The sequence below is a fragment of the Variovorax sp. UMC13 genome (assembly GCF_014170375.1).
Lineage (GTDB): Bacteria > Pseudomonadota > Gammaproteobacteria > Burkholderiales > Burkholderiaceae_C > Variovorax.
Map to the genome: position 1 here is coordinate 151904 of NZ_LZZW01000018.1, position 22555 is coordinate 174458.

The 22555-nt window shown below is 68.1% G+C and carries 22 protein-coding genes and 2 pseudogenes; 13 read left to right on the forward strand and 11 right to left on the reverse strand.

The genetic code is table 11. The features are described 5' to 3' along the window. The first annotated feature begins 15 nt into the window (after positions 1 to 15). Together A9977_RS15490 and A9977_RS15495 are read left to right on the forward strand one after the other, a co-directional pair. Positions 16 to 1089, forward strand: a complete 1074-nt coding sequence (locus tag A9977_RS15490; RefSeq protein ID WP_183025752.1) for an Ldh family oxidoreductase — start codon at positions 16 to 18, stop codon at positions 1087 to 1089. Between the two features lie 316 nt (positions 1090 to 1405). Further along, positions 1406 to 2167 carry an SDR family NAD(P)-dependent oxidoreductase gene (locus A9977_RS15495; RefSeq protein ID WP_183026003.1) on the forward strand — a complete coding sequence of 254 codons (762 nt, stop codon included), beginning with the start codon at positions 1406 to 1408 and terminating at the stop codon, positions 2165 to 2167. A 29-nt stretch (positions 2168 to 2196) separates the two neighbouring features. On the opposite strand, the gene A9977_RS15500 is transcribed toward A9977_RS15495, so the two are convergent. Beyond that, positions 2197 to 3096, reverse strand: coding sequence for a tripartite tricarboxylate transporter substrate binding protein (locus A9977_RS15500; RefSeq protein ID WP_183025753.1), 900 nt, complete (start codon positions 3094 to 3096; stop codon positions 2197 to 2199). A gap of 439 nt (positions 3097 to 3535) precedes the next feature. Between A9977_RS15500 and A9977_RS15505 the strand changes: the two genes are divergently transcribed. The 5 genes and pseudogenes from A9977_RS15505 to A9977_RS15525 all read left to right on the forward strand — a co-directional run bounded on the left by A9977_RS15505 (position 3536) and on the right by A9977_RS15525 (position 8997). Next, positions 3536 to 4945, forward strand: coding sequence for an NtaA/DmoA family FMN-dependent monooxygenase (locus A9977_RS15505; RefSeq protein WP_183025754.1), 1410 nt, complete (start codon positions 3536 to 3538; stop codon positions 4943 to 4945). Then, positions 4935 to 5735 (forward strand): ABC transporter permease, encoded by an 801-nt coding sequence (locus tag A9977_RS15510; protein WP_220811812.1) that lies wholly within the window; start codon positions 4935 to 4937, stop codon positions 5733 to 5735. Before A9977_RS15505 ends, A9977_RS15510 begins: the two co-directional genes overlap by 11 nt. A gap of 40 nt (positions 5736 to 5775) precedes the next feature. Then, positions 5776 to 6804 carry an ABC transporter substrate-binding protein gene (locus A9977_RS15515; protein ID WP_183025755.1) on the forward strand — a complete coding sequence of 343 codons (1029 nt, stop codon included), beginning with the start codon at positions 5776 to 5778 and terminating at the stop codon, positions 6802 to 6804. A gap of 13 nt (positions 6805 to 6817) precedes the next feature. Further along, positions 6818 to 7606, forward strand: coding sequence for an ABC transporter ATP-binding protein (locus tag A9977_RS15520; RefSeq protein WP_183025756.1), 789 nt, complete (start codon positions 6818 to 6820; stop codon positions 7604 to 7606). Between the two features lie 230 nt (positions 7607 to 7836). Further along, positions 7837 to 8997 (forward strand): annotated as a pseudogene (locus A9977_RS15525) (IS30 family transposase). A gap of 52 nt (positions 8998 to 9049) precedes the next feature. Here the strand turns inward: A9977_RS15525 and A9977_RS15530 are convergent. From A9977_RS15530 to A9977_RS15550, 5 genes are all read right to left on the reverse strand, one after another. Next, positions 9050 to 9280, reverse strand: a complete 231-nt coding sequence (locus A9977_RS15530; RefSeq protein WP_183025757.1) for a hypothetical protein — start codon at positions 9278 to 9280, stop codon at positions 9050 to 9052. A 61-nt stretch (positions 9281 to 9341) separates the two neighbouring features. After that, complete coding sequence (locus A9977_RS15535; RefSeq protein ID WP_183025758.1) at positions 9342 to 9617, reverse strand: hypothetical protein; 276 nt, start codon at positions 9615 to 9617, stop codon at positions 9342 to 9344. Positions 9618 to 9689: 72 nt separating this feature from the next. Then, the gene (locus A9977_RS15540; RefSeq protein ID WP_183025759.1) at positions 9690 to 10136 is read right to left on the reverse strand and encodes a DUF6386 family protein; all 447 of its coding nucleotides are present in this window, start codon (positions 10134 to 10136) and stop codon (positions 9690 to 9692) included. Positions 10137 to 10272: 136 nt separating this feature from the next. After that, positions 10273 to 10509, reverse strand: a complete 237-nt coding sequence (locus A9977_RS15545) for a hypothetical protein (protein WP_183026005.1) — start codon at positions 10507 to 10509, stop codon at positions 10273 to 10275. Between the two features lie 313 nt (positions 10510 to 10822). Then, positions 10823 to 11845 carry an LLM class flavin-dependent oxidoreductase gene (locus tag A9977_RS15550; RefSeq protein WP_183025760.1) on the reverse strand — a complete coding sequence of 341 codons (1023 nt, stop codon included), beginning with the start codon at positions 11843 to 11845 and terminating at the stop codon, positions 10823 to 10825. Positions 11846 to 12153: 308 nt separating this feature from the next. Here A9977_RS15550 and A9977_RS15555 point away from each other — a divergent pair, with 308 nt between their 5' ends. Next, the gene (locus A9977_RS15555; RefSeq protein ID WP_183025761.1) at positions 12154 to 12429 is read left to right on the forward strand and encodes a LysR family transcriptional regulator; all 276 of its coding nucleotides are present in this window, start codon (positions 12154 to 12156) and stop codon (positions 12427 to 12429) included. Positions 12430 to 12676: 247 nt separating this feature from the next. On the opposite strand, the pseudogene A9977_RS34285 reads toward A9977_RS15555, so the two are convergent. After that, positions 12677 to 12987 (reverse strand): annotated as a pseudogene (locus A9977_RS34285) (hypothetical protein); the annotation flags it as partial. Here A9977_RS34285 and A9977_RS15560 point away from each other — a divergent pair. Next, positions 12928 to 13065, forward strand: a complete 138-nt coding sequence (locus A9977_RS15560; protein WP_183025762.1) for a hypothetical protein — start codon at positions 12928 to 12930, stop codon at positions 13063 to 13065. The pseudogene A9977_RS34285 and the gene A9977_RS15560 overlap by 60 nt on opposite strands. A 34-nt stretch (positions 13066 to 13099) precedes the next feature. On the opposite strand, the gene A9977_RS15565 is transcribed toward A9977_RS15560, so the two are convergent. Then, positions 13100 to 14386, reverse strand: coding sequence for a LuxR C-terminal-related transcriptional regulator (locus A9977_RS15565; protein ID WP_183025763.1), 1287 nt, complete (start codon positions 14384 to 14386; stop codon positions 13100 to 13102). 157 nt (positions 14387 to 14543) lie between these two features. Further along, entirely contained in the window at positions 14544 to 16658 is a 2115-nt protein-coding gene (locus tag A9977_RS15570) for a hypothetical protein (RefSeq protein WP_183025764.1), read from the reverse strand. A gap of 247 nt (positions 16659 to 16905) precedes the next feature. Between A9977_RS15570 and A9977_RS15575 the strand changes: the two genes are divergently transcribed. From A9977_RS15575 to A9977_RS15590, 4 genes are all read left to right on the forward strand, one after another. Then, a complete protein-coding gene (locus A9977_RS15575) occupies positions 16906 to 18126 on the forward strand; it encodes a helix-turn-helix transcriptional regulator (RefSeq protein ID WP_183025765.1) in 1221 nt (406 codons plus the stop codon). 106 nt (positions 18127 to 18232) lie between these two features. Further along, positions 18233 to 18910 (forward strand): hypothetical protein, encoded by a 678-nt coding sequence (locus A9977_RS15580; RefSeq protein WP_183025766.1) that lies wholly within the window; start codon positions 18233 to 18235, stop codon positions 18908 to 18910. Between the two features lie 26 nt (positions 18911 to 18936). Continuing rightward, complete coding sequence (locus A9977_RS15585) at positions 18937 to 19524, forward strand: AraC family transcriptional regulator (RefSeq protein WP_183025767.1); 588 nt, start codon at positions 18937 to 18939, stop codon at positions 19522 to 19524. A 59-nt stretch (positions 19525 to 19583) separates the two neighbouring features. Further along, positions 19584 to 20333, forward strand: a complete 750-nt coding sequence (locus tag A9977_RS15590) for a sulfite exporter TauE/SafE family protein (RefSeq protein ID WP_259651983.1) — start codon at positions 19584 to 19586, stop codon at positions 20331 to 20333. 21 nt (positions 20334 to 20354) lie between these two features. On the opposite strand, the gene A9977_RS15595 is transcribed toward A9977_RS15590, so the two are convergent. Then, on the reverse strand, positions 20355 to 21776 hold the full coding sequence (locus A9977_RS15595) for a cell wall metabolism sensor histidine kinase WalK (protein ID WP_259651984.1): 1422 nt from the start codon (positions 21774 to 21776) through the stop codon (positions 20355 to 20357). After that, positions 21773 to 22456: a response regulator gene (locus A9977_RS15600; RefSeq protein WP_183025769.1), complete on the reverse strand. Its 684-nt coding sequence runs from the start codon at positions 22454 to 22456 to the stop codon at positions 21773 to 21775. Before A9977_RS15600 ends, A9977_RS15595 begins: the two co-directional genes overlap by 4 nt. Between the last annotated feature and the right edge of the window lie 99 nt (positions 22457 to 22555).

Below are 22555 nucleotides of genomic sequence, written 5' to 3' on the forward strand. Positions count from 1 at the left end.
AGCCGCGAGGTCCGCATGACTTCGCCGCACCGCTATCCCGCACCGGCCCTGGCCGCGTTCGCACGGGACCTGCTCCGGTCCGCGTCGATGCCGCCGGAAAAGGCCGCGGCCGTCGCGGACACGCTGCTCGACGGCGACCTGCTGGGCCACGACACCCACGGCCTCGCGCTGCTGGCGCCCTACATGGACCAGATCGCCAAGGGCTTCATGCAGGTGGCCGGCGAGCCCGAGGTGCTGCAGGACCGGGCCGCGGTCGCGGTCTGGGACGGCCATCGCCTGCCCGGGCCCTGGCTGATGCTGGAGGCGCTCGAAGCGCTCAAGCCCAAGGCCAGGCGCTACGGCACGGCCTCGCTGGTGCTGCGCAACAGCCACCACATCGCGTGCCTCGCGTCCTACCTGCGCAAGGCCACGGAGGAAGGATTCATGGCCTTCATCGCCAGCTCCGACCCGACGGTGCGCACCGTGGCGCCGCATGGCGGCACCCGGGCCGTCTTCACGCCCAACCCGATGGCGATGGGGCTGCCCACCTCGGGCCCTCCGGTGCTGGTCGACATCTCGTCCTCCATCACCACCAACAGCATGGTGCGCCGCCTCGACGCGGCCGGCCAGATGTTCCCGGAAGACTGCCTGCTCGATGCGGCCGGCGCGCCCTCGCGCGACCCCGCGGTGATGTCGGCGAAGCCGCCGGGCACCTTGCTGCCGCTGGGCGGCATCTCGGCGGGCCACAAGGGCTACGGCATGGCGCTCTATGTGGAGGCGCTGACCAGTGCGCTGGGCGGCTATGGACGTGCCGACCCCGATCTGCTCGAAGGCGGCTGGTGCGCCAACGTCCACCTTCAGCTGCACGACCTCGAGGCCTATGCGGGTCGGGGCGAGTACGTCCGCCAGATGGACTGGATCGTCGAGGCCTGCCGGACGAATCCGCCGCAGCCAGGCGTTGAGGCGGTGCGGTTGCCGGGGCAGCGTGCGGCCGAGAACGCCTCCAGCCGTCTGCGTTCCGGTGTTCCGCTGCGTGACGAGGTCGTGGCGGCGTTGCAGCACTGCGCCGCCGTCCAGAGGATCCCGTTTCCGGGTGCGATCGAGCGCTGACAGGGCCTCCGCTGCCCCTGTCTTGTGCGCACGCGGTGTCTCCACACCGCGGTGCCCGCGCAGGTGTTCCTTGCGGCCGCGCCGCTGCACGTCGCCCGCAGGATTCGGCGGACTCTGGCAAGATCGGCCGGCGCCAGACACGGCGCCCCGCTCCTTGGCCCGTACGACAGGGCCATGCCTGCCTGCCCCGGCCGTTGACCGAACGGCCCTTGGCTTCATCGACGCGATGAAGTCGGCAGGCTTCAACGCTCCCACCCAGCCCGCACAGGCGCGCGGCGGCGGTGGGCTTGATGGCAACTCCTGCGAGATCTTCCAGATGAATATCAATCCACCAAGGGATGGCGCGCTTCGTGTCGCATTGGTCACCGGATCCACTTCCGGCATCGGGGCCGCGATCGCGCGCAGGCTCAGTCACGCCGGCCATGCGGTGGTTCTTCATTCGCGCAGTTCCGCGAAGACGGGACATGCGATGGCCGCCGAATTGCCGCAGGCGGTCTATGTGCAGGCCGACCTGGCCCTGGAAGCCGATCGGGTTCGCCTGGTCCGCGAGGCCATCGCGGCATGGGGCCAGCTCGATGTGCTGGTGAACAACGCGGGCATCAGCAAGGTGATTCCGCACGGCGACCTTGCCGCCGCCACGTCGGCGGTGTGGCACGAGCTGCATGAAGTCAACGTCGTGGCGCCTTTCCATCTCGTCGCGCTGGCCGAGTCGGCCTTGCGCGAGGCCGCCCGTTGCCGCCGCGCGGGCTGCGTCGTGAACATCAGCTCGCACGCGGGTGTCCGCCCCAAGGGTGCATCCATTCCCTATGCGGTCAGCAAGGCCGCGCTCAACCACCTGACACGCCTGCTCGCGCTGTCGCTCGGTCCGGACATTCGCGTCAACGCCGTGGCGCCGGGCCTGGTCGACACGCCGCTGACCGCCGACTGGACCGCGGCACAGGCCTTGTGGCGCGAGCGCGCTCCGATGCGCCGGGCGGCGAGTCCGGACGACATCGCGCATGCGGTGCTGATGCTGGTGGCCTCCGACTACCTCACCGGCGAAGTGCTGCTGTCGGATGGCGGCTTGAATCTGACCTGAGGAAAGGGTGCCGCCTGCGGCGCGAGGACCTACGGCTTGCCCTTCAGGCCTGCCTTGTCGATCAGCTCGGCATAGAAGGCATGGTCCTTGGCCAGCGCTTCCTGGAAGGCCGGGCCGTCGGCGTAGGCGTAGCCCATGTTCTGCTTCTTGAGCGCATCCTTGAACTGCGGGTCGGCCGCGACCTTGGCCGCCACCTGACGCAGCGTCGCCATGATCGCCGGCGACGTGTCCTTGTGGGCGGCGAGGCCGCGGAATGCGCCCAGCTGGATGTCGTAGCCCTGCTCCTTGAGCGTGGGGATGTTCTCGTAGCCTTCGGTTCGGGTCGCCGACATCATGCCGAGGATCTTGACCTTGCCGCCGGTCACGTAGGGCCAGACCTCCGCGCCGGCGATCGTGGTGGCCTGGATATGGCCGCCCAGCAAGGCGAGTGCCGAGGGGCCGGCCCCCTGGTAGGGGATGTGCGTGAACTCGACCCCGGCCTGTTTTTCCAGGGCGGCGGCGGCCAGGTGATAGGCGCCGCCGGTGCCGCCGTTGCCCACGCTCAAGCCACCCTTCTTCGCCGCCGCCAGCACCTCGGCCACCGAGTTCCAGGGCGAGTCGGCCTTGACCGAGAAACCCGCCGGGTCGAAGTTGAGCCGGGCGATCGGCGCGAAGTCGCGGTAGGTGATCTTGGTGTAGCCCATGTTGGCCTGCACCACGAGATCGGTCGCGAGGATCACGATGCGATAGCCGTCGGGCGGACTGTTCGTCACATAGGACCAGCCGATGGCGCCCGCGGCGCCGGACTTGTTGATGACGATCAGCGGTTGGGACAGGTACTTGGTGGCCACCTGCGCGAAGGCGCGCGCCAGCACGTCGGTGCCGCCGCCCGCAGGGTAGGGCACGACCAGTTCGATGGGCCGTGCCGGGTACTCGCTGCCTTGGGCCATGGCCCGGCCCGGCAGTGACAGACAGGAAGCCGCCGCGGCCAGGGCCAGGGCGCGTCGAGTGAATCGAGGGGTCACGGGTAAAGCCTTTCCGAATGAAACAGTGGGAGGAGCAGGGCCGTTGCTGTGTGGTGTGATTTGCAGCTGAGACTTACGTTTTGCATATAAGCATTTTGTCCTGCAAGTGAATCATAAGATTCGATGGAAGAACGTCTTATTGGTGTTTGTTCGCATGTGCGAGGACCGATGAGCGGGTAGCCGATCGCGGGCGACGTCCGCCGCCCTGACGGCCGGTGAGGGACGCGGCCATGGGTCTGGGTGATCGGCGGGACGGCCGGTCAAGCCGGAAAACCGTCTATGCACATGCGGAAATCTGCGTTCCTCCCGCGCCCGGTGGCGGTGGAGACTCACGGGTTTTTCTTCACCAGGGACCTTCCTCCGGATGCCGAGCCTTTCCTCTTCCCCGCGTCAACTTCACTTCGGCATCTTCCTGTTCTCCATCGGCTACCACCCCGGCGCCTGGCGCTTGGCCGGTGTGGACCCGAAGGCCTCGCACGATCCGGCCTTCATCGCGTCGATCGCGCGCAAGGCGGAAGACGCCAAGTTCGATTTCTTCTTCCTCGGCGACGCGCTCGCCACCAGCGCCGAGCAGCAGTACGTGTTCCCCTCGCAGACGGTGCGGCTGGAGCCCTTCACCATGCTCGGCTACGTGGCTGCGCACACCCAGCGCATCGGCCTGATCGCCACCGCCAACACCACCTATGCCGACCCGTACCACATCGCGCGCCAGACCGCCTCGCTCGACCACCTGAGCGGCGGCCGGCTCGCATGGAACGTGGTCACCGGCGCCGACGAGCGCGCGGCGAAGAACTTCAGCCGCGACCACCACTGGGACAACAGCCGCCGCTATGACTGTGCGGAGGAACTGGTGGAGGTGGTGTCCAAGCTCTGGGACTCGTGGGAAGACGATGCGCTGATCGGCGACCAGGACGCCGGCCTGCTGGTCGACCCCGCGAAGCTGCATGCCATCGAACACCAGGGCCACTTCTTCCGGGTAAAGGGGCCGCTCAACGTCGCCCGCCCGCCGCAAGGCCAGATCCCGCTGGTGAATGCGGGCACCTCGCCGCGTTCGCGCGCCTTCGGTGCCGCGCACTCGACGGTGGTCTTCGCCGGCGTCCCGACCTTCGAGGCGGCGCAGGGCTTCTACCGCGAGATCAAGGCCGGCGCGGTGGCCGGCGGCCGCGCGGCCGACGAGGTGTCGGTGCTGCCCGGGCTGGTGCCCTACATCGGCCGCACCAGCGAGGAGGCCTATGCGCTCTACCAGCGGCTCAGCGCGCTGATCGCCGCCAAGCTCGACACCGCCGCGCTCGAACGCGACCTGGGCGTGCCACTGGCCGGGCTGTCGGGCGAGGACCTGTTCCCGGCCTTCGACGAAGCCGATCCGGCCTTCGCGCTGGCGCGGCTCTTCATCACCCAGGCGCGCCAGCTCAACCGCACCGACACGCCCACGGTGCGCCATGTCTTCGAGTACGCGATCGCGCGCGGCCGCGGCCACTTCCTGGCCATCGGCAGCGCGGAGGAGGTGGCCGACACCATCCAGCACTGGTTCGAGCACGGCGCGGCCGACGGCTTCAACATCTGCCCGCCGCACCTGCCCGCGGGCCTGGACGATTTCGTCGAGCTGGTGCTGCCGATCCTGCGTGCGCGCGGCCTGTTCCGCGAGGACTACAGCGGCAGCACCTTCGGTGCGCACTTCGGCCGCACCGACAAGCCGGCCAACCGTTTCGAGGGCGTGCGCACCGCCGACGCCGAGTTCGGCCGTATCACCGAAACGCACCACCGTGTGGTCTGAGTCGAAAAGGAAGCCGGGCACGCGTTCGGGCTTCAGGGGCTGGGGCATCGTGCTGGCACAGGTGGCCACCGCGCTGGCGCTGCTGGGTGTCTGGGAGGCCGCGGTACGTGCCGGGGCGGTGAGCGCGCTCTACCTGCCGGCACCCACGGCCATCTTCGAGCGCTTCGTGCCGATGCTCACGCACGGCCAGCTGCTGCATCACACGGGCGTCACGCTGGCGGAGTTCGTCGTGGGCTATGCGGCGGCGGTGGTCGCGGGCATCGGCTTCGGCGTGCTGCTGGTGCTCACGCCCTCGGCGGAACGCTTCGCACAACCCTTCATGGCGGCGCTGATGTCGGTGCCCAAGGTGGCCATCGTGCCGCTGCTCGCGCTGTGGCTGGGCATCGGCTTCAGCCACAAGGTGGCGATCGTCTTCCTGTTTTCGGTGTTCCAGATCCTCTACAGCACCATCGCCGGCATCAAGCAGACGCGCCGCGAACACCTGAAGGTGGCGCGTGCGTTCCGGGCCTCGACGCTGCAGACCGTCTGGAAGGTGATCCTGCCCTCGGCCGTGCCGACCCTCTTCGCGGCGCTGCGCGTCTCGGCCTCGGTGGGGCTGGTGGGGGCGCTGTTTGCCGAGATGCTCTCGTCCAAGGAAGGGCTGGGCAACCTCATCACGCGCTCGACCGCCTCGCTCGACACGGCCGAGACCTTCGCGCTGATCGGGCTGGTGACGGTGCTGGCGGTGGCCATGATCGCCGCGCTCGACCTGCTCGAGCGCTTGCTGTTCCTGCGCTGGCGGCCTGCCTGAGGCCCTGCGCATTCTTTTCCTTTCCCTGTTCGACAGATCCATGACCTCCATCCCTTTCATCGCCCGCGCTCGCCGAATCCGCTGGGCCCGCCTGGTCGCCGTCGGCGTGGGCATCGCCATCCTGGCCGCGTGCTCGCGCACCGAGCCCGAGGCGAAGGCGCCCGTGGCCGCGCCGGCCGCCGAGGCTGCGCCGCTGAAGTTGCGCTACGCCGGCTATCCCGGCGTCACCGGCCTGGGCGTGCAGCTCGGCATCGAGAAGGGCTTCTTCAAGGACGAAGGCCTGGCGCTCGAGTTCATCAACACGCAGGATGCGATCTCGGGCCTGGCCAGCGGCGACATCGACATCGCCGACTGGAACACCACGGGCGCGATCGTCGCGGCCGGCAAGGGGGTGCCGCTGAGCATCGTCGCATCGATGTTCCGCCATGTGGGGCCGTTCTATCTGGTGGGTGCGCCCGAGGTGGCCTCGGTGGCCGCGCTCGAGGGCAAGACGGTGGGGGCGGCCGCCTTCGGCACCGGCCTCGATGTGTATGCGCGCACCATCCTGTCGAAGGAGGGCGTGCCGCTGGACAGCGTGTCCTTCGTCGCCAACGGCGTCAACGCCGCCGCGCTCGCCACGGTGGAGAACGGCTCGGTCAGCGCCACCATCCTGCACGAGCCTTTCGCCTCGCTGGCCGAGGCGACCGGCAAGGGCAAGGTGCTGGCGGCCGGCTACGACTACCTGCCGCGCTTCCACACCGGCGTGATCGTGGCCAACAACCGGTTCATCGCGAATGCTCCGCAAGGCGTCGAGAAGTTCCTGCGCGCGTACTTCAAGTCGAACGCATACGCCAAGGCCCACCTCGACGAGTACAAGGCCTTCTACGCGAAGCGCCTGGGTGTGGACCCGAAGGTGGCCGATGCCGCGGTGCAGCGCGAGCTCCCGATCTGGGCCAACGACCCCAAGGTGTCGCTGGAGGAAGTGGAGGAAACGCAGAAGATCCAGCTGGCGCTGGGCTTCCAGAAGGAGCTCTACGACGCCGCGAAGTTCGTGAACCTGGCGTTCATCCCCAAGGCCCCAGCGCCCTGAGCGCGCGGCATCCATGGCGGAATTCGTACTCGAATCACTGGGCAAGGTCTTCGCGGGCGCCGTGCCCGTCACCGCGCTGGAAGACGTGAACCTGCGCGTGCGCGCCGGCGAGTTCCTCTGCCTGCTGGGCGCGAGCGGCTGCGGCAAGAGCACGCTGCTCGACATCCTTGCGGGACTGGAGCGCCCGAGCACCGGCACCGCGCTGTTCGACGGCCAGCCCATCACGGGCCCCGATCCGCGCCGCGGTCTGGTGTTCCAGGACCCGGCGCTGTTCCCCTGGCGCAGCATCGCGCAGAACGTCGGCTTCGGCCCCGAGCTGCGCGGGCTGGGCCGGCGCGAGCGCCGAGAGCGCGCGATCGCCAGCCTGGCGCGCGTGGGCCTGGCCGGCTTCGAGGACGCCTACCCGCACCAGCTCTCGGGCGGCATGCGCCAGCGCGCGGGCATTGCACGTGCGCTGGCCAACGACCCCGAGGTGCTGCTGATGGACGAGCCCTTCGGCGCGGTCGACCACCTCACGCGCATCGCGCTGCAGGAAGACCTGCTGCGCCTGTGGGCGCGCGAGCGGCGCACCATCGTCTTCGTGACGCACGACGTGGGCGAGGCCGTGTTCCTGGCCGACCGCGTGGTGCTGATGTCGCCGCGGCCGGGGCGCATCCACCGCATCTTCGACGTGGCGGTGCCGAGGGCGCGGGTGCGCGGGCAGAAGGCGCTGATCGAGATCGAGGCCGAGGTGTATCAGGCCATTCATGGGATGGATGGCAGCCAGGGTTCCGTGCGTTCGACCGCCGCCGCTTTTCAGTGAGGATGCGTGCCTGCCTTTGGCGTCGAGTGCATGCGGCCGGGTAATTTGCCGAGCTTGGAGGCCGTGTCGCGTTCGAGCTGGAATTCCCGGGTTTGGCTCATTTGCTTTGGCATTTGGCGGCTAGATCTCAGGGGGCCGTGCTCTCGGCGGTGCGATGGCTACAGTGGGCGGCGGATTCAACCGGTCGACGCAACACAACAACCACTGCTGAGGCAGAAGGAGTGTTGCAGATGAAGTATCGGACGCGAACCTACTACACGGACGCCCAGAAGGCATTGATGTGGGAGCGCTGGAAGGAAGGCTGGACTCTGCATCAGGTCGGCCATCTGTTCGACCGACCTCACACCTCCATCCACACCATCCTGTCGAAGGCCGGTGGCATTCGACCAACGGACCGGCGGCGCAGCGCGAAGGCGCTGACCCTGGCGGAGCGAGAAGAGATCTCTCGTGCTCTAGTGATCGGTTAATCGATGCGCTCGGTGGCCGCCCGACTTGCCCGGGCACCGTCGACCACCAGCCGCGAGATCGGTCGCAACGCAGGGCAAGACTGCTATCGGGCGAGCGTCGCCGACGAAGCAGCCTGGAACCGTGCCCTGCGGCCGAAGCGCTGCAAACTGGTCATGAATCGAGCGCTGGCTGGCGTCGTGGCGGACCTGCTTCGAATGCGGTGGTCGCCGGAGCAGATCGGCGGTTGGCTCGAGCATACTTATCCGAACGACCCGGGCCTTCATGTGTCACACGAGACCATCTACCGCAGCCTGTTCATTCAAGCGCGTGGCGCGTTGAAGAAGGAACTGCTGGAGCATCTCAGACGCACACGCGGCATGCGACGCTCTCGTTCCTACACACAGAAGACGGCGATCCATGGGCAGATTGCTGATGCCGTGTCGATCAGGGAGCGCCCTGCATCTGTCGAAGATCGGGCAGTGCCTGGCCATTGGGAGGGAGACTTGGTCTTCGGGAGCGGCAACAGCCAAATCGCCACGTTGGTCGAGCGACAGACGCGATACGTGATGCTGGTCAAACTCGAAGGCAAGGACTCGCAGTCGGTCGTCAACGCGTTGATCAAGAACGCACGCAAGTTGCCGCAGGAGCTCTACAAGTCATTGACTTGGGATCGAGGCACGGAGATGCACGGTCACAAGCGATTCACGATGGCCACCGACATCCAGGTCTACTTCTGTGATCCACAGAGCCCCTGGCAACGCGGCAGCAACGAGAACACCAATGGGCTGCTGCGGCAATACATGCCGAAGGGCATCGACATCTCGGGCTACTCACAGCTCCAACTCAACGCGATCGCGCGACAATTGAACGAGAGGCCGCGCAAGACACTCGGCTTCCACACACCCGCTGAGATGTTCAGCGAATGTGTTGCGTCGACCGGTTGAATCCGCCGCCGCCAGCTGTCATCGCGGTGGAAGCCGCTTTGGCCCAAAGGCACTACTGGCGCTTGATACGTCGAACGATGTACACGGCTGCGGCGACAGCCAACACTACGCCAATCGCGCCTGATGTCAGCAAGTGATCGCGCACAAGCGAGTAGACCCACCAGAGAGGGACGACGACGACAAAGATCAGAAGCGGCAGCACGAACAGCCATTCCCCGATTTGTGCAGCCGCACCTAAAGCCTCCCAACTTTGCCGCCAATGTCGTGATTTGAGCTTCGTCATAGTGTCTTCGGTATACAGAGGCCTTCAAACAGCCGTGACTGCCACCGGTCGAAAGCCGAGGTCAGAGCCAGCGTTGCGACGCGCTGTCCGCGTCCACATCGTTGGGCGTGAACGAACCGAACAGGGTCGCCGAGAGGTAGAAGCCAACGGCTGCAACCAGCATTTGAAGCATTTCACCCACGGCTGGAATGAGGTGCCAAGGCAGATTGCAAAGTACCACGGTTACAACGAACGAAAGAAATGCCAACCGAGCGCCTTTTCGGTAGAGCGTAAGCGTACAACCCAGCGTTGGAACCCTGAGCATCGAATGCCCCCGAAGCTTTTGCAGCGTTGACATGGTCATCCTCTTTGAGTCAAATTTTGAGGGCGCGCCCGAGCGTCGGCTTCTGGCCGTATTCTGACGTCGCGCTCAAGCGCCCAGTCGAACAAGGTCGTCGAACGAGTTCGACGCTTCAAGGTTCGTCGACTTGATTGAAACCGTAACCGTGCCAGCTCGCTGACGTGCACGGACCAAGTACGAACCCGGCGCGGCATCGAAGAACACGTTTCCATATTCCGCTTCCGGCTCCAGACCAGCGGCGCTCATCATCTCGCCGGCACCGAAGAAGTACCGACCGCTAGTGTTCTGCACGAAAAATTTAACGTCTGCGTCCGCGAACTCCTCGTGTGGGACGAGTTCGAGCTCATAGCATCCGTCGGCGCTGACGTTCATGAACGCAGCGTTCGCCCGGTTGACCTCGAGCAGTTCTTCCTGAGGCAACGACCACCGATCGGCATCTTCGTTGAGCCGGTGCCGCATGCACTCCGGGTCGAAAAGGACGATGGTGGCGGTGTCGGTCGTTACGGTTGTGCGCATCGCTCAATGTCTGGTGTTGGCCGAATTTTGCCTCAGGCCGCAAGCCGCTATTTCTGGCCGCGTGCCGACGCTGTCCCGCAGTCGCATCAAAGAATGGCTGACCCATAACTGGTCATGGGCCGACTATTCTTTTCCCTCACGGAATAGTCAAGTCCAAGCCAAGCATTCTGCCAAGGCCAAAGGTGAAGAGCGAGATCACCAGAAGCGATAGCAAGAAGACTGCGGCCACCTTGCCGCTCGTGCGTAGCACCGCGCTCTGCTTCTTCTTGTCCTTGTTTGCTTTCTGATAATGCCATTTGATGGCGAAGAACATACCCGTGCCGAACACGAGAAGCTTGAACGTAACGAAGACGATGGGGACCCAATCCATAATTTTGAATATTCCAGGCTATTAGGTGACGCTATCTATCGAGAGGAGGGCCGGTCCGCGATCGGCCTCAATCAGACAGGCAGCGCGCGCGGGTGAGGGGGCAGAAGGCGCCGATCGAGGTCGAGGCCGAGGTGTATGGTGCCATTCATGGAATCGATGGCGGCGATGAGGTCGTCGGCACGGAGCATTCGTGCGCTGCTGCCTTTCGTGAGGATCGGGGCGATCAGCAGATGGCCCAGGGGCTGGACGTGGCGGTCGAGCCGATGGAGAGCGGGCCCATCTTGCATCGGGTGCGATGCAAGGGACTCGCGCCGGCTCAGCGCCAGCCCAGCGCCGGCGCCACCTGGGTCAGGATGGTCTCGATCACGTGCGCGTTGTACGCGACGCCCAACTGGTTGGGCACGGTCAGCAGAAGGGTGTCGGCCTCCGCGATGGCCTCGTCCTGCGCCAGCTGCCCGATCAGCTGCTCGGGCGCCGCGGCATAGCTGCGACCGAAGATCGCCTGCGTCTGCTCGTCGATCAGGCCGACCGTGTCGCCTTCCTGGCCGCCGCGCCCGAAATACATGCGGTCCTGGTCGTTGACCAGGGCGAAGATGCTGCGGCTGACCGACACCCGCGGCGTGCGCGCATGGCCGGCTTCCTTCCAGGCCGCGCGGTAGGCGCGGATCTGGCGCGCCTGCTGCACATGGAAGGGCTCGCCGGTCTCGTCGGTCTTGAGTGTCGAGCTCTGCAGGTTCATGCCGAGCTTCGCGGCCCAGACCGCCGTCGCGTCGGAGCTCGATCCCCACCAGATGCGTTCGCGCAGGCCCTCGGCATGCGGCTCGACGCGCAGCAGTCCCGGCGGGTTCGGGAACATCGGCCGCGGGTTGGGCGGGGCGAATCCCTCGCCCCGCAGCACGTCCAGGAAGACCTGGGTGTGCTCGCGCGCCATGTCGGCGTGCGTGCGGCCATCGGCGGGCGCGTAGCCGAAATGGCGCCAGCCTTCGATCACCTGTTCGGGCGACCCCCGGCTCAGGCCCAGCTGCAGGCGCCCGCCGGCAATCAGGTCGGCCGCGCCCGCGTCCTCGGCCATGTAGAGCGGGTTCTCGTAGCGCATGTCGATCACGCCGGTGCCGATCTCGATGCGGCGCGTGCGGGCGCCGATGGCGGCCAGCAAGGGGAAGGGCGCGCTGAGCTGGCGGGCGAAGTGGTGCACCCGGAAATAGGCGCCGTCGGCCCCCAGTTCCTCGGCCGCCACGGCCAGCTCGATGGACTGCAGCAACGCGTCGGCGGCGGAACGTGTCTGTGACTGGGTCGACGGCGTCCAGTGGCCGAACGACAGGAATCCGATCTTCTTCATGGCTTGTGCTTTGCAGGGGTGGTCTGGGGCCGTGCCCGGCTGCGGATGGACATCCGGCCGAGGCATGCGGGCCCGCCACTGTGCCAGTTGCCGCAAGACCGGGTGCGCGGGCGGTTTCTGGCCCGACGCGAGCCTGGGCCGGGCCTGAATAAGCAAGTGCGGATTGATTCGTTCACGGTCCGCGCGGCGCACCCTATGGTTGCGGTTTTCGTTTCCTGCGGCCGTTCCCGTGCATCTCTCATCTCCCTGCCTCCAGGCCGCGCGCCGGATGCCATCGCTCTCCCGACCCTCCGTCTCGCGTGCGTACCGTGTTCAGCATTGAACTGGTCGAGGCCCTGCGCGAGGTGTCGCGCCATGGCAACCTGACGCGCGCCGCCTCGGCGATGGACCTGTCCAAGTCCACCATCAGCAAGTACATCACCGAGCTCGAGTCGCAGGTCGGCGTGCGCCTGCTGCACCGGAGCACGCGCGTGGTGGAGGTCACCGACGCGGGCCGCCACCTGCTCGAGCGCAGCGTGGCGCTGGTCGACCTGGCCCGCTGCATCCAGTCGGAACTCGATGCGCGGGGCGCATCGCTGCGCTGAGCGCTCAGCGCGCTCGTTGTTGCGCGGGGTGCACCGGGTGCTGCAGGCCCAGGTGCTCTCGCAGCGTGCGGAAGCGCCGGAGTTCCGCTCGTGCATTCGACGCTTCGTGCAACCCAGGTCGACCGCGCGGTCATCGAGCGTGGCCCTGCCGAAGTCCTGACCGCCGAAGTAGTCCGACGGGAACTGCAGGGACTGCTCGCGCGTGATCAAGGTTTCCAGCGCGGCCAGCTTGTCGAGCGCCGCCCGCCGCGAAGGCCTGGCCATCGTCCGACGAGCCCGCCTGCACCCGCAACGGTTGGCCCTGGGGTGAGCGCGCGATGTTGAGCGGCCCTTCCACCGGGAAGAGCGCGCTCCGGTGTCGGCCGACTTGAACTGGCGCGCCAGGTTGAACGGCTCGCTGTACGAGGTCGAGGCCGTCGCCACCAGCCCGATGCGCTCGCTCGCGCCCGCGAGCGCCAAGACCAGCGCGATCGGCTCGAACCGGTTCAGGATGTTCGGATGCGAGGTCTCGTTGATGGCCAGGCTGTCGGCCAGGAAGGCCAGCGCTTCGACACCAGCGTGATGCGGATGGTCATCGCTTCGCTCATCCTGCTGGTTACGCTGGTGCAGTTCGTAGGCGGCTGGCGCGGCGGCTGACGCGCTGGGCACCGCCTGCCACAACCCAACCGGGTCAGGGCGTGCCTGAGGACCGGGTGCGAGGGCTGGCCTGGCGCGCCGACGCCGCTTCGCCCAGGGGAAGGTCGGCCTCGGCGTCCAGCCGTGCGGGCAGCCCCATCAGGGTGCGGATGAGATCGACTTGCCGGGTGGCCCCCATCTTCAGCATGGCCCGCTGGATGTGCGTGCGGACCGTCGACAGGGCGACACCCGTTCGCGCCGCAATGTCCCTGGCGTTGGCGCCGGCCGCGATCTGGGCCGCGACGCGCCCCTCCGCGGGGGTGAGGTCGAAGCACTCGGAAATGATCTGCGGGTCGAAGGAGGTTTGCGCTGCGGCCGGATCGTGCAGGATCACCAGGGCCCGCTCGGCCATGCCGAACGCCCCCATCGATGCCGAGGGCCGCAGCGCGCTGATCAAGGCCAGCAAGGGCACCCGTGTGCCTCTGGGAATCGAGATCACCGATCGCGCCGGAGCCTGGGTCGTCCGCCTGGCCGTGTCGTGGAGCCCCAGATCGCGCAGGGCCAGGGTCAGCGCGGTGTCGGCCCGGTCGTCGCGGATGGCGAGCACACCGCCTCGTTCGAAGACGGCATCGCTGTCTTTCATCGTCCGCTCGGCGGCTTCGTTGCGATACCAGATGCCGCGCGCCTCGTCGACGATCAGCATCGCGTACGCGAATCTCGCAAGAAGCTGGCGCGCCATGCCCAGCTCGACATAGCTTTCGCGCAGAAACACGAAGTTCCGCAAGGCCTCCGTCAGGTGATGCTTGACCTGCTCCAGCAGTGGCATCTCCGCCGCGCCGATCGGCTCGTCGCCGCTGCCCCGCATCGCACCGAACAGGAAGATGAAGTCGTTGCTCTCCACCAGCTTGGTGGCCGACAGGTAGCGCCCGCCGTGCGGGATCAGGAAGTCCTGATAGAAGGGGCTTTGCGCGACATAGGCCGCATCGAAATGCTCGTGGCAGTGCATCCAGGCGGCTGCAGGCGTGGCCAGGGTCGGTGCGATGCGGGGATTGGTTGCATGGAACAGCCGCAGGTAGTCCAGCGCAGCCGAGGATCGGCCGGCCCCCCCTTCCTCGGTGAAGATCAGGCGGCCGTTGTGCTTGTCGATGCCGATGATCTGCGCGCCCCACAGGTCCAGCAGGGCCGCGAGCCGGTCAAGCGGCTGCTGCCAGGGCAGCCGTCCTGCGGCGGCGGCGTAGATGTCGGATATCGCGCCCTCCATGGCGAGGGTGTCCGACGGGTCGGCGCCGGCGGAGGCCTCCAGCGTGGCAGCGACGAGAATTTCAGGCGTTGTGTCGGGCATATCGGTCCTCGGATCCACCTCGGGTTGCCTCGGGCGTGATTCTGTCCCCGTGCCGGCATGCATGGAAGGCATCGACACAGCGCGAACGTTTCCGCAGACAAAAGACCGCCACGCGGTGCGTGGCGGTCGGCTGCGGGCGCGGAGGGCGCGCGTCGCGTCAGTTGAAGCCCTCGGTCTGGTCCTTGTACGAGCCGTCGAGCATCTTGTAGCGCCACTGCAGCGTGCGGGACACGAACTTCGAGGTGGTCAGCGCGGGGAAGGTGCCGCCCACCGCCGTCACCGACTGGCTGCTCACGCCCTTGGGCACCGGCGTCGAGGCGGAGTTCACCGTGCGCGCGTCGGCGAAGCTGTAGACGTTGACCGATTCGATGCGCTCCGCGTACGGGTTGATCTGCCATTCGAGCGTCAGCGTCGAGGCCTCCGGCGCGCCGTTGCTTGCCAGTGCCCGGGTGCTGTCCGGGATGGTGTGCCATTGCTGCGTGGCCGCGTAGGCGGCCGGTACCACCGGTGTCACCATGCGCAGGGCGAAGCTCAGCGCAGGCGTCAGGTTGGTCGGCGTCGCGGGGTTCGCGTCGGCGGCGGTGAACAGCTCGAACTCGTAGCGCGACCATCCCGGCACCTTGCTCAGGTCGAAGCGCCAGTCGGCGCTCGGCGTCTCGCCATACATGGACGGGTGCGCCCAGCTGGCGAAGCCCGGCGTGGCCTGCGCGATCGAGGGGTTCGCCCGCAAAGCGAAGGCATCCGGGCCGGTGATGTCGCGGCTGCGTTGCAGGTTGAAGATGTTGGTGGAGTTCGGCACGAACTGCTGCGCGCCGGCCGGGATGGTGCCCGAGGCATTCAGGATCGACATCCAGCTCTGCGGCAGGTCCCCGGGGTCGGCGAACACCAGGCCGGCGGTGGGCAGGCCCGGACCCTTGACGCGCGCATAGCGCAGGTTGGGCAGGCTCGGACCGTAGCCGGTGCGGGCCACGTAGATCTCCAGCCCGGTCTGGTAGCGCGACGGTCCGGTGTTGAACTGCTCCTGGAAGGCCGCGGGCAGCAGTTGTTCCTGGCGCCGGATGGAGGCGCGCACGTAAGCGTTCACCGTGCGCTGGTTGCCGTACAGCCACCAGTTGGTGTTGCGCGCCGCGGTGGCGGTGTTCTCGAACTTCTTCACCACCAGGATGCGGTTGTCCGGCACGCCGTTCTTGTCGGCGAAGCGCAGGTTCACGACGGCCTCGTCGCGGCCATTCTGCTGCGTGGTGTAGCGCAGCATCTCGGGGCGGTTGAAGCGGGCACCGTCCATGTCGGCCGAGGCGATCAGGCCGTTGAAGGCGCCCGAGGCGTTGAGGCCGCTGTGCAGGTAGCTCGCGTTGCCGGTCTGGGCGGCGGGCGCGTCGTCGACCACCAGCCCGTCGCACGCGGACGAGGAACTGCGCGAGGTCGAAGGCACCGCAAAGCAGGCGGTGAAGCCGGTCTGCAGGAAGTCCAGTTCGGTGACCGAGAAATCGCCGGCCGCCGAGGTCGCCACGGTGGCGGGCGTGGTGGTGCCCGCATCGGCCACCGGCACCGGCGGCGCATCGGGGTTGAGCGTGTTCGACAGCACGGGCGAGCCGTTCTCGAAGCTCACGCGCACCTGGTCGAGCATCTTGTCGGCGCCGGTGTTGGAGCCTCCGACGAAGGGCGTGGAGATCGGGTCGAAGGTCGCCGGGTCGAGCCCGACGCTGGTGAGCACGGCGGCCAGCTGCTTCGCGACGTTGGTGCGCACCGCCTGCAGGGTGGCGCCGTCGATCGCGGCCAGTGAGGCCGGGTTGTTCACGAGCGAGAGCGGGTCCTTGTTGGGCGCCAGTTGCGCCGCGATGGCGGTGGTCAGCGGGCTGATGTTGGCGGTGGCCTTGGTGCCCGCCGTGGGCAGCGCCGTCATCAGGCTCACCATGGGATTGCGCAGGCCCGACGGGTCGGTCGCCAGCAGCACGAGCGGGGGCGTGGCGCCGCTCTTCAGCTCGCAGGAGAAGGCGCCCTTGTCGTTGGCCACCAGCGGAGTCACGGTGCAACTGTCGGCGCCGGTCCGGTCCAGGATGCGGACCGCGGCCCCGGCGAGGGCGGCGCCCGTCGCCACCGTGCCGTCGATCGACGCCGGTGCCGCGACGGGGTCGGGCGCAGGCACGGGCGCCGTGGCGACCGGCTGTCCGCCGCCGTCACTGCCGCCACCGCATGCCGCCATCGCCAGCAGTGCCGTCACGCTGGCCGCAGCGATGCCCGAGCGCGCGAAGAAATCAGTCGACCATGTCATGTGAACCCCTCCAGTTCTTGCTTGAAAGAGGAGTCCTTCATGAACTCCCGCCGTGTGGAGTGTTCGCAGAGGATGGCCGTGCGCGCATCATTCATTTGTATGACGCCGGGCCGGTCGCGCTCCTCACACAATGCCGTACCCGCAGGCGCGCCCAGGGCGCCGCAGGGGCCTCCCCTGTTCATGGGATGGCAGCACCGAACGGTCCGGCTAGCATGTTTTCGAAGGTGCGTTCAGTCCGGTGCAGGCGATGCGCATCGAGGACGCCCGGCGTCAAGAGGTGAGGGCCGCGGTCGATGAACCTCCCGAATCGGAAGTCGATGAAGCGCATTCCATGGACGTCCCCACGCTGATCTCGGGTCTTTATGCGGCGGCCCATGGCCGTACGACCTGGCACGCCCCGCTGGGCGACCTGGCCGCCTATCTGGACCTCTGGCTGGTGCAGGTCGGCACCGTCGACACGAGAAACGGCGCGCTGCTCTTCACGGGTTACGGCGGCCCTGGTGCCACACCGGAGGCCTCGCTGGACTACGTGCGCTTCTACAACACCATCGATCCGCGCATCCCAGCCATCCTGGCCATGCCGACCGACGACTGGATGCTGAGCGACCGGCACCACGATGCCGCTTTCGTGCGGAACAGTCGCTTCCACCAGGAGTTTCTGATCCCGCACGGGGGCGGCGCCATGGCCGGTGCCAAGGTGCTGGAAGTGGACGGCATGCAGTTCATGCTGGCCATGGTGCGCTCGCACAACGCGCCGCCGCTCGACCCGCTCAAGCTGCCCTTCATGAACCAGCTCAAGCACCATCTGGGCGAGGCGTTTCGCAACATGCTCCACTTGCGCAGCACGCATGCCGAACTGGACATGGCGAAAGAACTGCTCGGTCCGTTCGACCACCCGATGATGCTGGTGGACGAGACGCGCGGGCTATGGCACAGGAATGCGGCGGCGCTGAAGGTGCTGGCGCAGGGCGACATCTTCAAGGAGCAGGCCGGCCTCCTGATGTGCCGCCGCAAGGAGGACAACGAGGCCTTGACGCAAGCCCTGCATGCGATGACCCGCACCCCTGCGGCGGGCTCGGCCGCACCGGCGCGGCAGGTGCTGAGGTTGCAGGGCGCGGACAGCGCGCCCTGCCTGGCCTTCGTCAGTGCCATGCGGCCCGAGCAGACGATGGGTGCCTTCGGCCGGGCCGTGCGCGCGCTGATCGTGCTTCACGATCCGGCCCGGCGCCGGGCCGCGCTGGACCCGTTCATCGTGGCCGAATGCCTCCATCTCACGCCTGCGGAAGCCCGTGTTGCGGTGCAGGTCGCCGACGGTGCCAACGCCAAGGAGATCGCCCGGCGCAGCGGCGCGGCCTTGCCCACGGTGCGTACCCAGATCCAGCGCGTGATGGAGAAGGCCGGTGTGAGCCGGCAGTCCGACCTGGTCTTGCGCTTGCTGAATCTGCCGGCGTCCGTCGCATGGCATTGACCCGGCCGGCCATCACGCCGAGGCATGGCGGGGCGAAGTCCGGAATGCGCTCCTGTGCTGCGGCCTCTTCACGGCCGGGAGACGTCGACCGACTATCCTCGGGCCGGTGAGTACAACTCCTCTTCTTCCCCTGGTCCCCGGCAACCTTTCGCATTTCCTCCTCTGGATGGGCGACAGCGGCCTGGCCACGTTGGTCGTCGGCGCGGTGGCGCTGTGCCTGGCCCTGCGCAGGCAGACGCGCGGGCTGGCGTGGCTGTGGGCGGGCACCTTCGTGCTCGTGACCTCGCTGGTGTTCGCGACCAAGCTGGGCCTGTTCGGCTGGGGCGAGGGCTTCGCATCGCTCGACTTCCGGGGGCCGAGCGGGCACGCCACCCTGTCGGCCTTCGTCTGGCCCATGGTCGCGTGGCTGCTGACGCTGCATGCCGACCGGCGCGTGCGCCTCGCGGCCCACCTGCTCGGCGCGGCCTTCGCGCTGGCGATCGCATGGATCCTCGTCGCCTACGACTTCCATTCCCTGCCCGAGGTGGTCGCCGGCAGCCTGCTCGGTGGCGGCGCGTCGGTGGCGTGCATCGCGGCCGCGCGTTCGTCCGCGCCGGCGCCCAGGCACATCACGTTGCTGGCGGCCCTGATGATCGCGTTGCTGTTCGGCCTGCAGCACGGCACGCAGCTCGGGCCGCTGGTGCGCTTCAAGGCGAAGGCGCATCAGCTCGTGGCGGCCGACGGCCATCCGGCGCTGCGCGGTGGCAGCGAGGCCGCCCGAAGCGGCCGGCGCGACGGGACCTGAGGCGCCTTCGGCCGAAGATTTCGACGATGGCCGTCACCAATCCCTGGCGCTATGCGCTCGATGCCGACGCGGTCGAGGTGGGCCATTGGCAGGGCGACAGCGCACCCGCGCTGGCCGCCCACTTCCACGCGCAGGCCCAATGCACCCTGGTGCTGCGCGGCAGCCGGCTGTTCGGGATCGGCGATCGCGCGATCCTGGTGTCGGCGGGCGAATGCCTGCTCATTCCCGCCGGCCTGCCGCATCGCGGCCTCGCGCACGTCGACCCCGGCTCGGCCTGCCTCAATGTCTACCTGGAAGTCGAGGGACCGGCGCAGGCGTCTGCGCTGGCGGGCACGCCGGAGACCGTGGCGCGCCTGGCCGAGCGGGCCGGCGTGAGCCGCGAGGCCTTCACGCGCAGCTTTGCGCGGCGCACGGGCCTGCCACCGGCCGCCTACCGGATCGTCCATCGGCTCAACCAGGGGCGGATGCTGTTGCGGCATGGCGCATCGGTGGCCGATGTGGCGTTTGCGCTCGGCTTCGCCGACCAGAGCCATTTCGGTCGCCTGTTCAAGCAGCGCTTCGGCATCACACCCGGCGCCTACAGCCGCGGCCTGCGCGCATCACAAACGTTCTAGACCGTCATGCCGGCGCTCCCTAGTCTCCTGCGCTTTGGAGACCGTGGATGCAGACGTCGATGGGTGCATTGCTTTTTGTCTCGGGGCTGGCCGGCGGTGTGATCAACGCGGTGGCGGGCGGGGCCACGCTGATCACCTTTCCCGCCATGCTCGCGGCCGGTCTGCCGCCGGTGGTCGCCAACGCCTCGAACGCGGTCGCCGTCGCGCCCGGGCACCTGCTCGCGGCCATCGCCGACCGGGAGAAGCTGCCGGTGGTCGACCGGTGGCTAGTCTGGACCCTCGCGGCGGCGGTGCTGGGGGGCGTCGCGGGGGCGCTGCTGTTGCTGGCCGTGCCGGCGCGCCTGTTCGTGCTGCCGGTGCCGGCGTTGATCGGCTTCGCCACGCTGCTCTTCGCCTTTGCGCCGCGGGTCCAGGCATGGTCGGCGCGGCGGCGAGGGGGCAGGGCGCCGTCGCCATTGGCCGGGCTGGGCAGCGTGGCCGGGGCCTCCGTCTACGGTGGCTTCTTCGGCGCCGGGCTGGGCGTGATCCTGACCGCGATCCTGGCGATCCACGACGCGGGCGACCTGCGGCGCGTCAAGGTCCTGAAGAACCTGCTCGCCACGGCGGTGAGCCTGGCGGCGGTCGCCATCTTCATCGTCCAGGGCGCCGTGCGCTGGCCGGAGACCGCCGTCATGCTGGCGGGCGCATTGCTGGGCGGCTACGCCGGCGGACACCTGGTGCGCGTGCTGCCGGCCCAGGCGACCCGCTGGGTCGTCATCGTCGCGGGCGCGGCGATGACGGTCTTCTACGCATGGAAGTACTGGCGTTGACGGGGGCACGGCGCGCGGGCGTCACCCCTGCGCCAGCGGCAGCCTCACCGTCACTTGCAGGCCGCCGCCATCGCCAGGGTTGACGCCCAGCGCGATCTGCCCGCCGTGCTTCTCGACCACCGACCTGACGATGGCCAGGCCCAGGCCGCTGCCGGTCTGCGTCTGGTCCGGGGTGCGGAAGAAGCGGTCGAACACGCGCTCGCGCAACGCGGCATCGATGCCCGGCCCCTGGTCGGACACGGTCAGCACGGCTTGGTCCGCCTCGCGCGCCAGCCGCACCGTGACCATGCCGGCCGGCGGGCTGTACTTGGTGGCGTTCTCGACCAGGTTGTCGACCATCGAGGTCAGGCCCTCGCGCGCGCCCAGCACGCGCAGGTCGCGTTCCGTCGTGACCAGTTCCAGCTCGACGCCGCGGGCCTGGGCCAGTCCGGACAGCGTCGCGAGCCGGTCCTGCAGCAGTTCGTCGAGCGCCAGCTTCTCGTTCGGACCGACGTCCATGTCGGCGCTGCTGCGCATCAGCCGCAGCAGCTGGCCCACCAGCCGGGTCGCGCGGTCGATGCTGCGCAGCACGCCGCTCAGCAGTTCGCCCTGGTGCTCGGTGAGCCGGTGCTGGGCCTGCAGGGCCTCGACGTTGATGCGGATGGCCGCGATCGGCGTGCGCAGTTCGTGCGCGGCATCGGCGATGAAGTTGCGTTCGCGCGCGGCGCTTTCCGACAGGCGCTGCATCAGCGCGTTGACGCTTTCGACCAGCGGCCGCAGTTCGGCATGCCGCGCTTCGAAGCCCAGCGGCGTCAGGTCCTTCGGCCCGCGCGCGGCGATCTCCGTGCTGACCTCGCGCCAGGGCCGCAGCGCGAGCCGTATCGACAGCCAGGCCGGCAGCAGCAGGAAGGGGATGCTGATGATCAGCGGTATCAGGTAGTAGCCGCGCGAGTTGAAGGTCACGATCAGCTGCTTGCGGTCGCTGGGCGTGACCAGCGCGACGCGGGTGTCCGACAGTGGCGACTGCCGCGTGCTGGCGCGCCAGTGGCGGCCCTCGACGAACAGGCGCTCGAGGGTGTCGAGCCGGCTGTTCCGGAGGGTGTCGGGCACACCGTCGGACTTGTAGACCAGCCGGCCCGCCTGCCACACCAGGATGCTCGGCGCCATGGCGGGCTCGTTCTTGTCGCCATAGGCTTCGCGCAGCGCCACGTCGAGGGCCTGCAGGCTGGCATGCTGCAGCGCCGGGCGGTCGGCCAGGTTCTCGGCGACGGAGAGCACGGCGTCGTAGGCGTCGGTGGCGCCGTACAGGTCCTGGTTGAAGGCCTCGGCCAGGAACAGCCCCACGAGCACGCTCCACAGCAGTGCCAGCGTGGCCACCTGTCCCAGCAGCAGGCGGCGCACCAGCGTGGGCCGGGTCCAGCGTTGCCAGCGCGACGCACGCGCGACGGCCATCGCGGCGCTCATGGGCGCGCCGTCAGCGGCTGTTCCGCCTGGTCGATCACGTAGCCCACGCCCCGCACGGTGCGGATGTAGCCGTCGCCGATCTTGCGTCGCAGGTTGGAGATGTGGACCTCCAGCACGTTGCTCTCGTTGACCATGCCGCCGGGCACCAGCTGTTCTTCCAGCACGCGGCGGGTGATCACGCGGTCGACGCGCCGCATTAGCAGGCTGAGTAGTTCGAACTCGCTGCGCGACAGCGCCACCGGGGCGCTGCGCACCCGCACGCGCCGGGTCGGCTCGTGCAGCGTGAGGCCGCGCACCTCGACGGTCCCGTCGTCGAAGCCGTAGCTGCGCCGCACCAGGGCGCGCACACGCGACAGCAGCTCTGCCAGCACGAAGGGCTTGACCAGGTAGTCGTCGGCGCCGCTGTCGAGCCCGTTGAGCCGATCGTCGAGCGCGTCGCGCGCGCTCAGGATCAGCACCGGGGTCTTGTGGCGCTCGCGTCGCATCTGCATCAGCAGGCCCAGGCCGTCGCCGTCGGGCAGGCCCAGGTCGAGCAGCACCAGGTCGCAGGTGCCCGACTGCAGGGCGCGCGTCGCTTCCTCGATCCGGCGAACCCAGACGACCTCCATGTCCTCGTCCCGCAGCGCCACGCGGATGCCGTTGCCCAGGTCGAGGTCGTCTTCCACCAGAAGTATTTTCATCGGGGGAATCTAACCGCTCACGTTAAAGAAAAGCTGAAGGCCGGCCGGGGGCGCAGGCGAGTGTCGTTCAGCCAATCTTCAGGAAATGCCGAGGCTGTC

Bases quoted from the DNA above. Each gene is read 5' to 3' on its own strand.
- A9977_RS15490 (WP_183025752.1), top strand. From the start codon at position 16: ATGACTTCGCCGCACCGCTATCCCGCACCGGCCCTGGCCGCGTTCGCA.
- A9977_RS15495 (WP_183026003.1), top strand. From the start codon at position 1,406: ATGAATATCAATCCACCAAGGGATGGCGCGCTTCGTGTCGCATTGGTC.
- A9977_RS15500 (WP_183025753.1), bottom strand. From the start codon at position 3,096: ATGGCCCAAGGCAGCGAGTACCCGGCACGGCCCATCGAACTGGTCGTG.
- A9977_RS15505 (WP_183025754.1), top strand. From the start codon at position 3,536: ATGCCGAGCCTTTCCTCTTCCCCGCGTCAACTTCACTTCGGCATCTTC.
- A9977_RS15515 (WP_183025755.1), top strand. From the start codon at position 5,776: ATGACCTCCATCCCTTTCATCGCCCGCGCTCGCCGAATCCGCTGGGCC.
- A9977_RS15520 (WP_183025756.1), top strand. From the start codon at position 6,818: ATGGCGGAATTCGTACTCGAATCACTGGGCAAGGTCTTCGCGGGCGCC.
- A9977_RS15530 (WP_183025757.1), bottom strand. From the start codon at position 9,280: ATGACGAAGCTCAAATCACGACATTGGCGGCAAAGTTGGGAGGCTTTA.
- A9977_RS15535 (WP_183025758.1), bottom strand. From the start codon at position 9,617: ATGTCAACGCTGCAAAAGCTTCGGGGGCATTCGATGCTCAGGGTTCCA.
- A9977_RS15540 (WP_183025759.1), bottom strand. From the start codon at position 10,136: ATGCGCACAACCGTAACGACCGACACCGCCACCATCGTCCTTTTCGAC.
- A9977_RS15550 (WP_183025760.1), bottom strand. From the start codon at position 11,845: ATGAAGAAGATCGGATTCCTGTCGTTCGGCCACTGGACGCCGTCGACC.
- A9977_RS15560 (WP_183025762.1), top strand. From the start codon at position 12,928: ATGCGAGGTCTCGTTGATGGCCAGGCTGTCGGCCAGGAAGGCCAGCGC.
- A9977_RS15565 (WP_183025763.1), bottom strand. From the start codon at position 14,386: ATGCCCGACACAACGCCTGAAATTCTCGTCGCTGCCACGCTGGAGGCC.
- A9977_RS15570 (WP_183025764.1), bottom strand. From the start codon at position 16,658: ATGACATGGTCGACTGATTTCTTCGCGCGCTCGGGCATCGCTGCGGCC.
- A9977_RS15575 (WP_183025765.1), top strand. From the start codon at position 16,906: ATGCGCATCGAGGACGCCCGGCGTCAAGAGGTGAGGGCCGCGGTCGAT.
- A9977_RS15585 (WP_183025767.1), top strand. From the start codon at position 18,937: ATGGCCGTCACCAATCCCTGGCGCTATGCGCTCGATGCCGACGCGGTC.
- A9977_RS15590 (WP_259651983.1), top strand. From the start codon at position 19,584: ATGGGTGCATTGCTTTTTGTCTCGGGGCTGGCCGGCGGTGTGATCAAC.
- A9977_RS15595 (WP_259651984.1), bottom strand. From the start codon at position 21,776: ATGAGCGCCGCGATGGCCGTCGCGCGTGCGTCGCGCTGGCAACGCTGG.
- A9977_RS15600 (WP_183025769.1), bottom strand. From the start codon at position 22,456: ATGAAAATACTTCTGGTGGAAGACGACCTCGACCTGGGCAACGGCATC.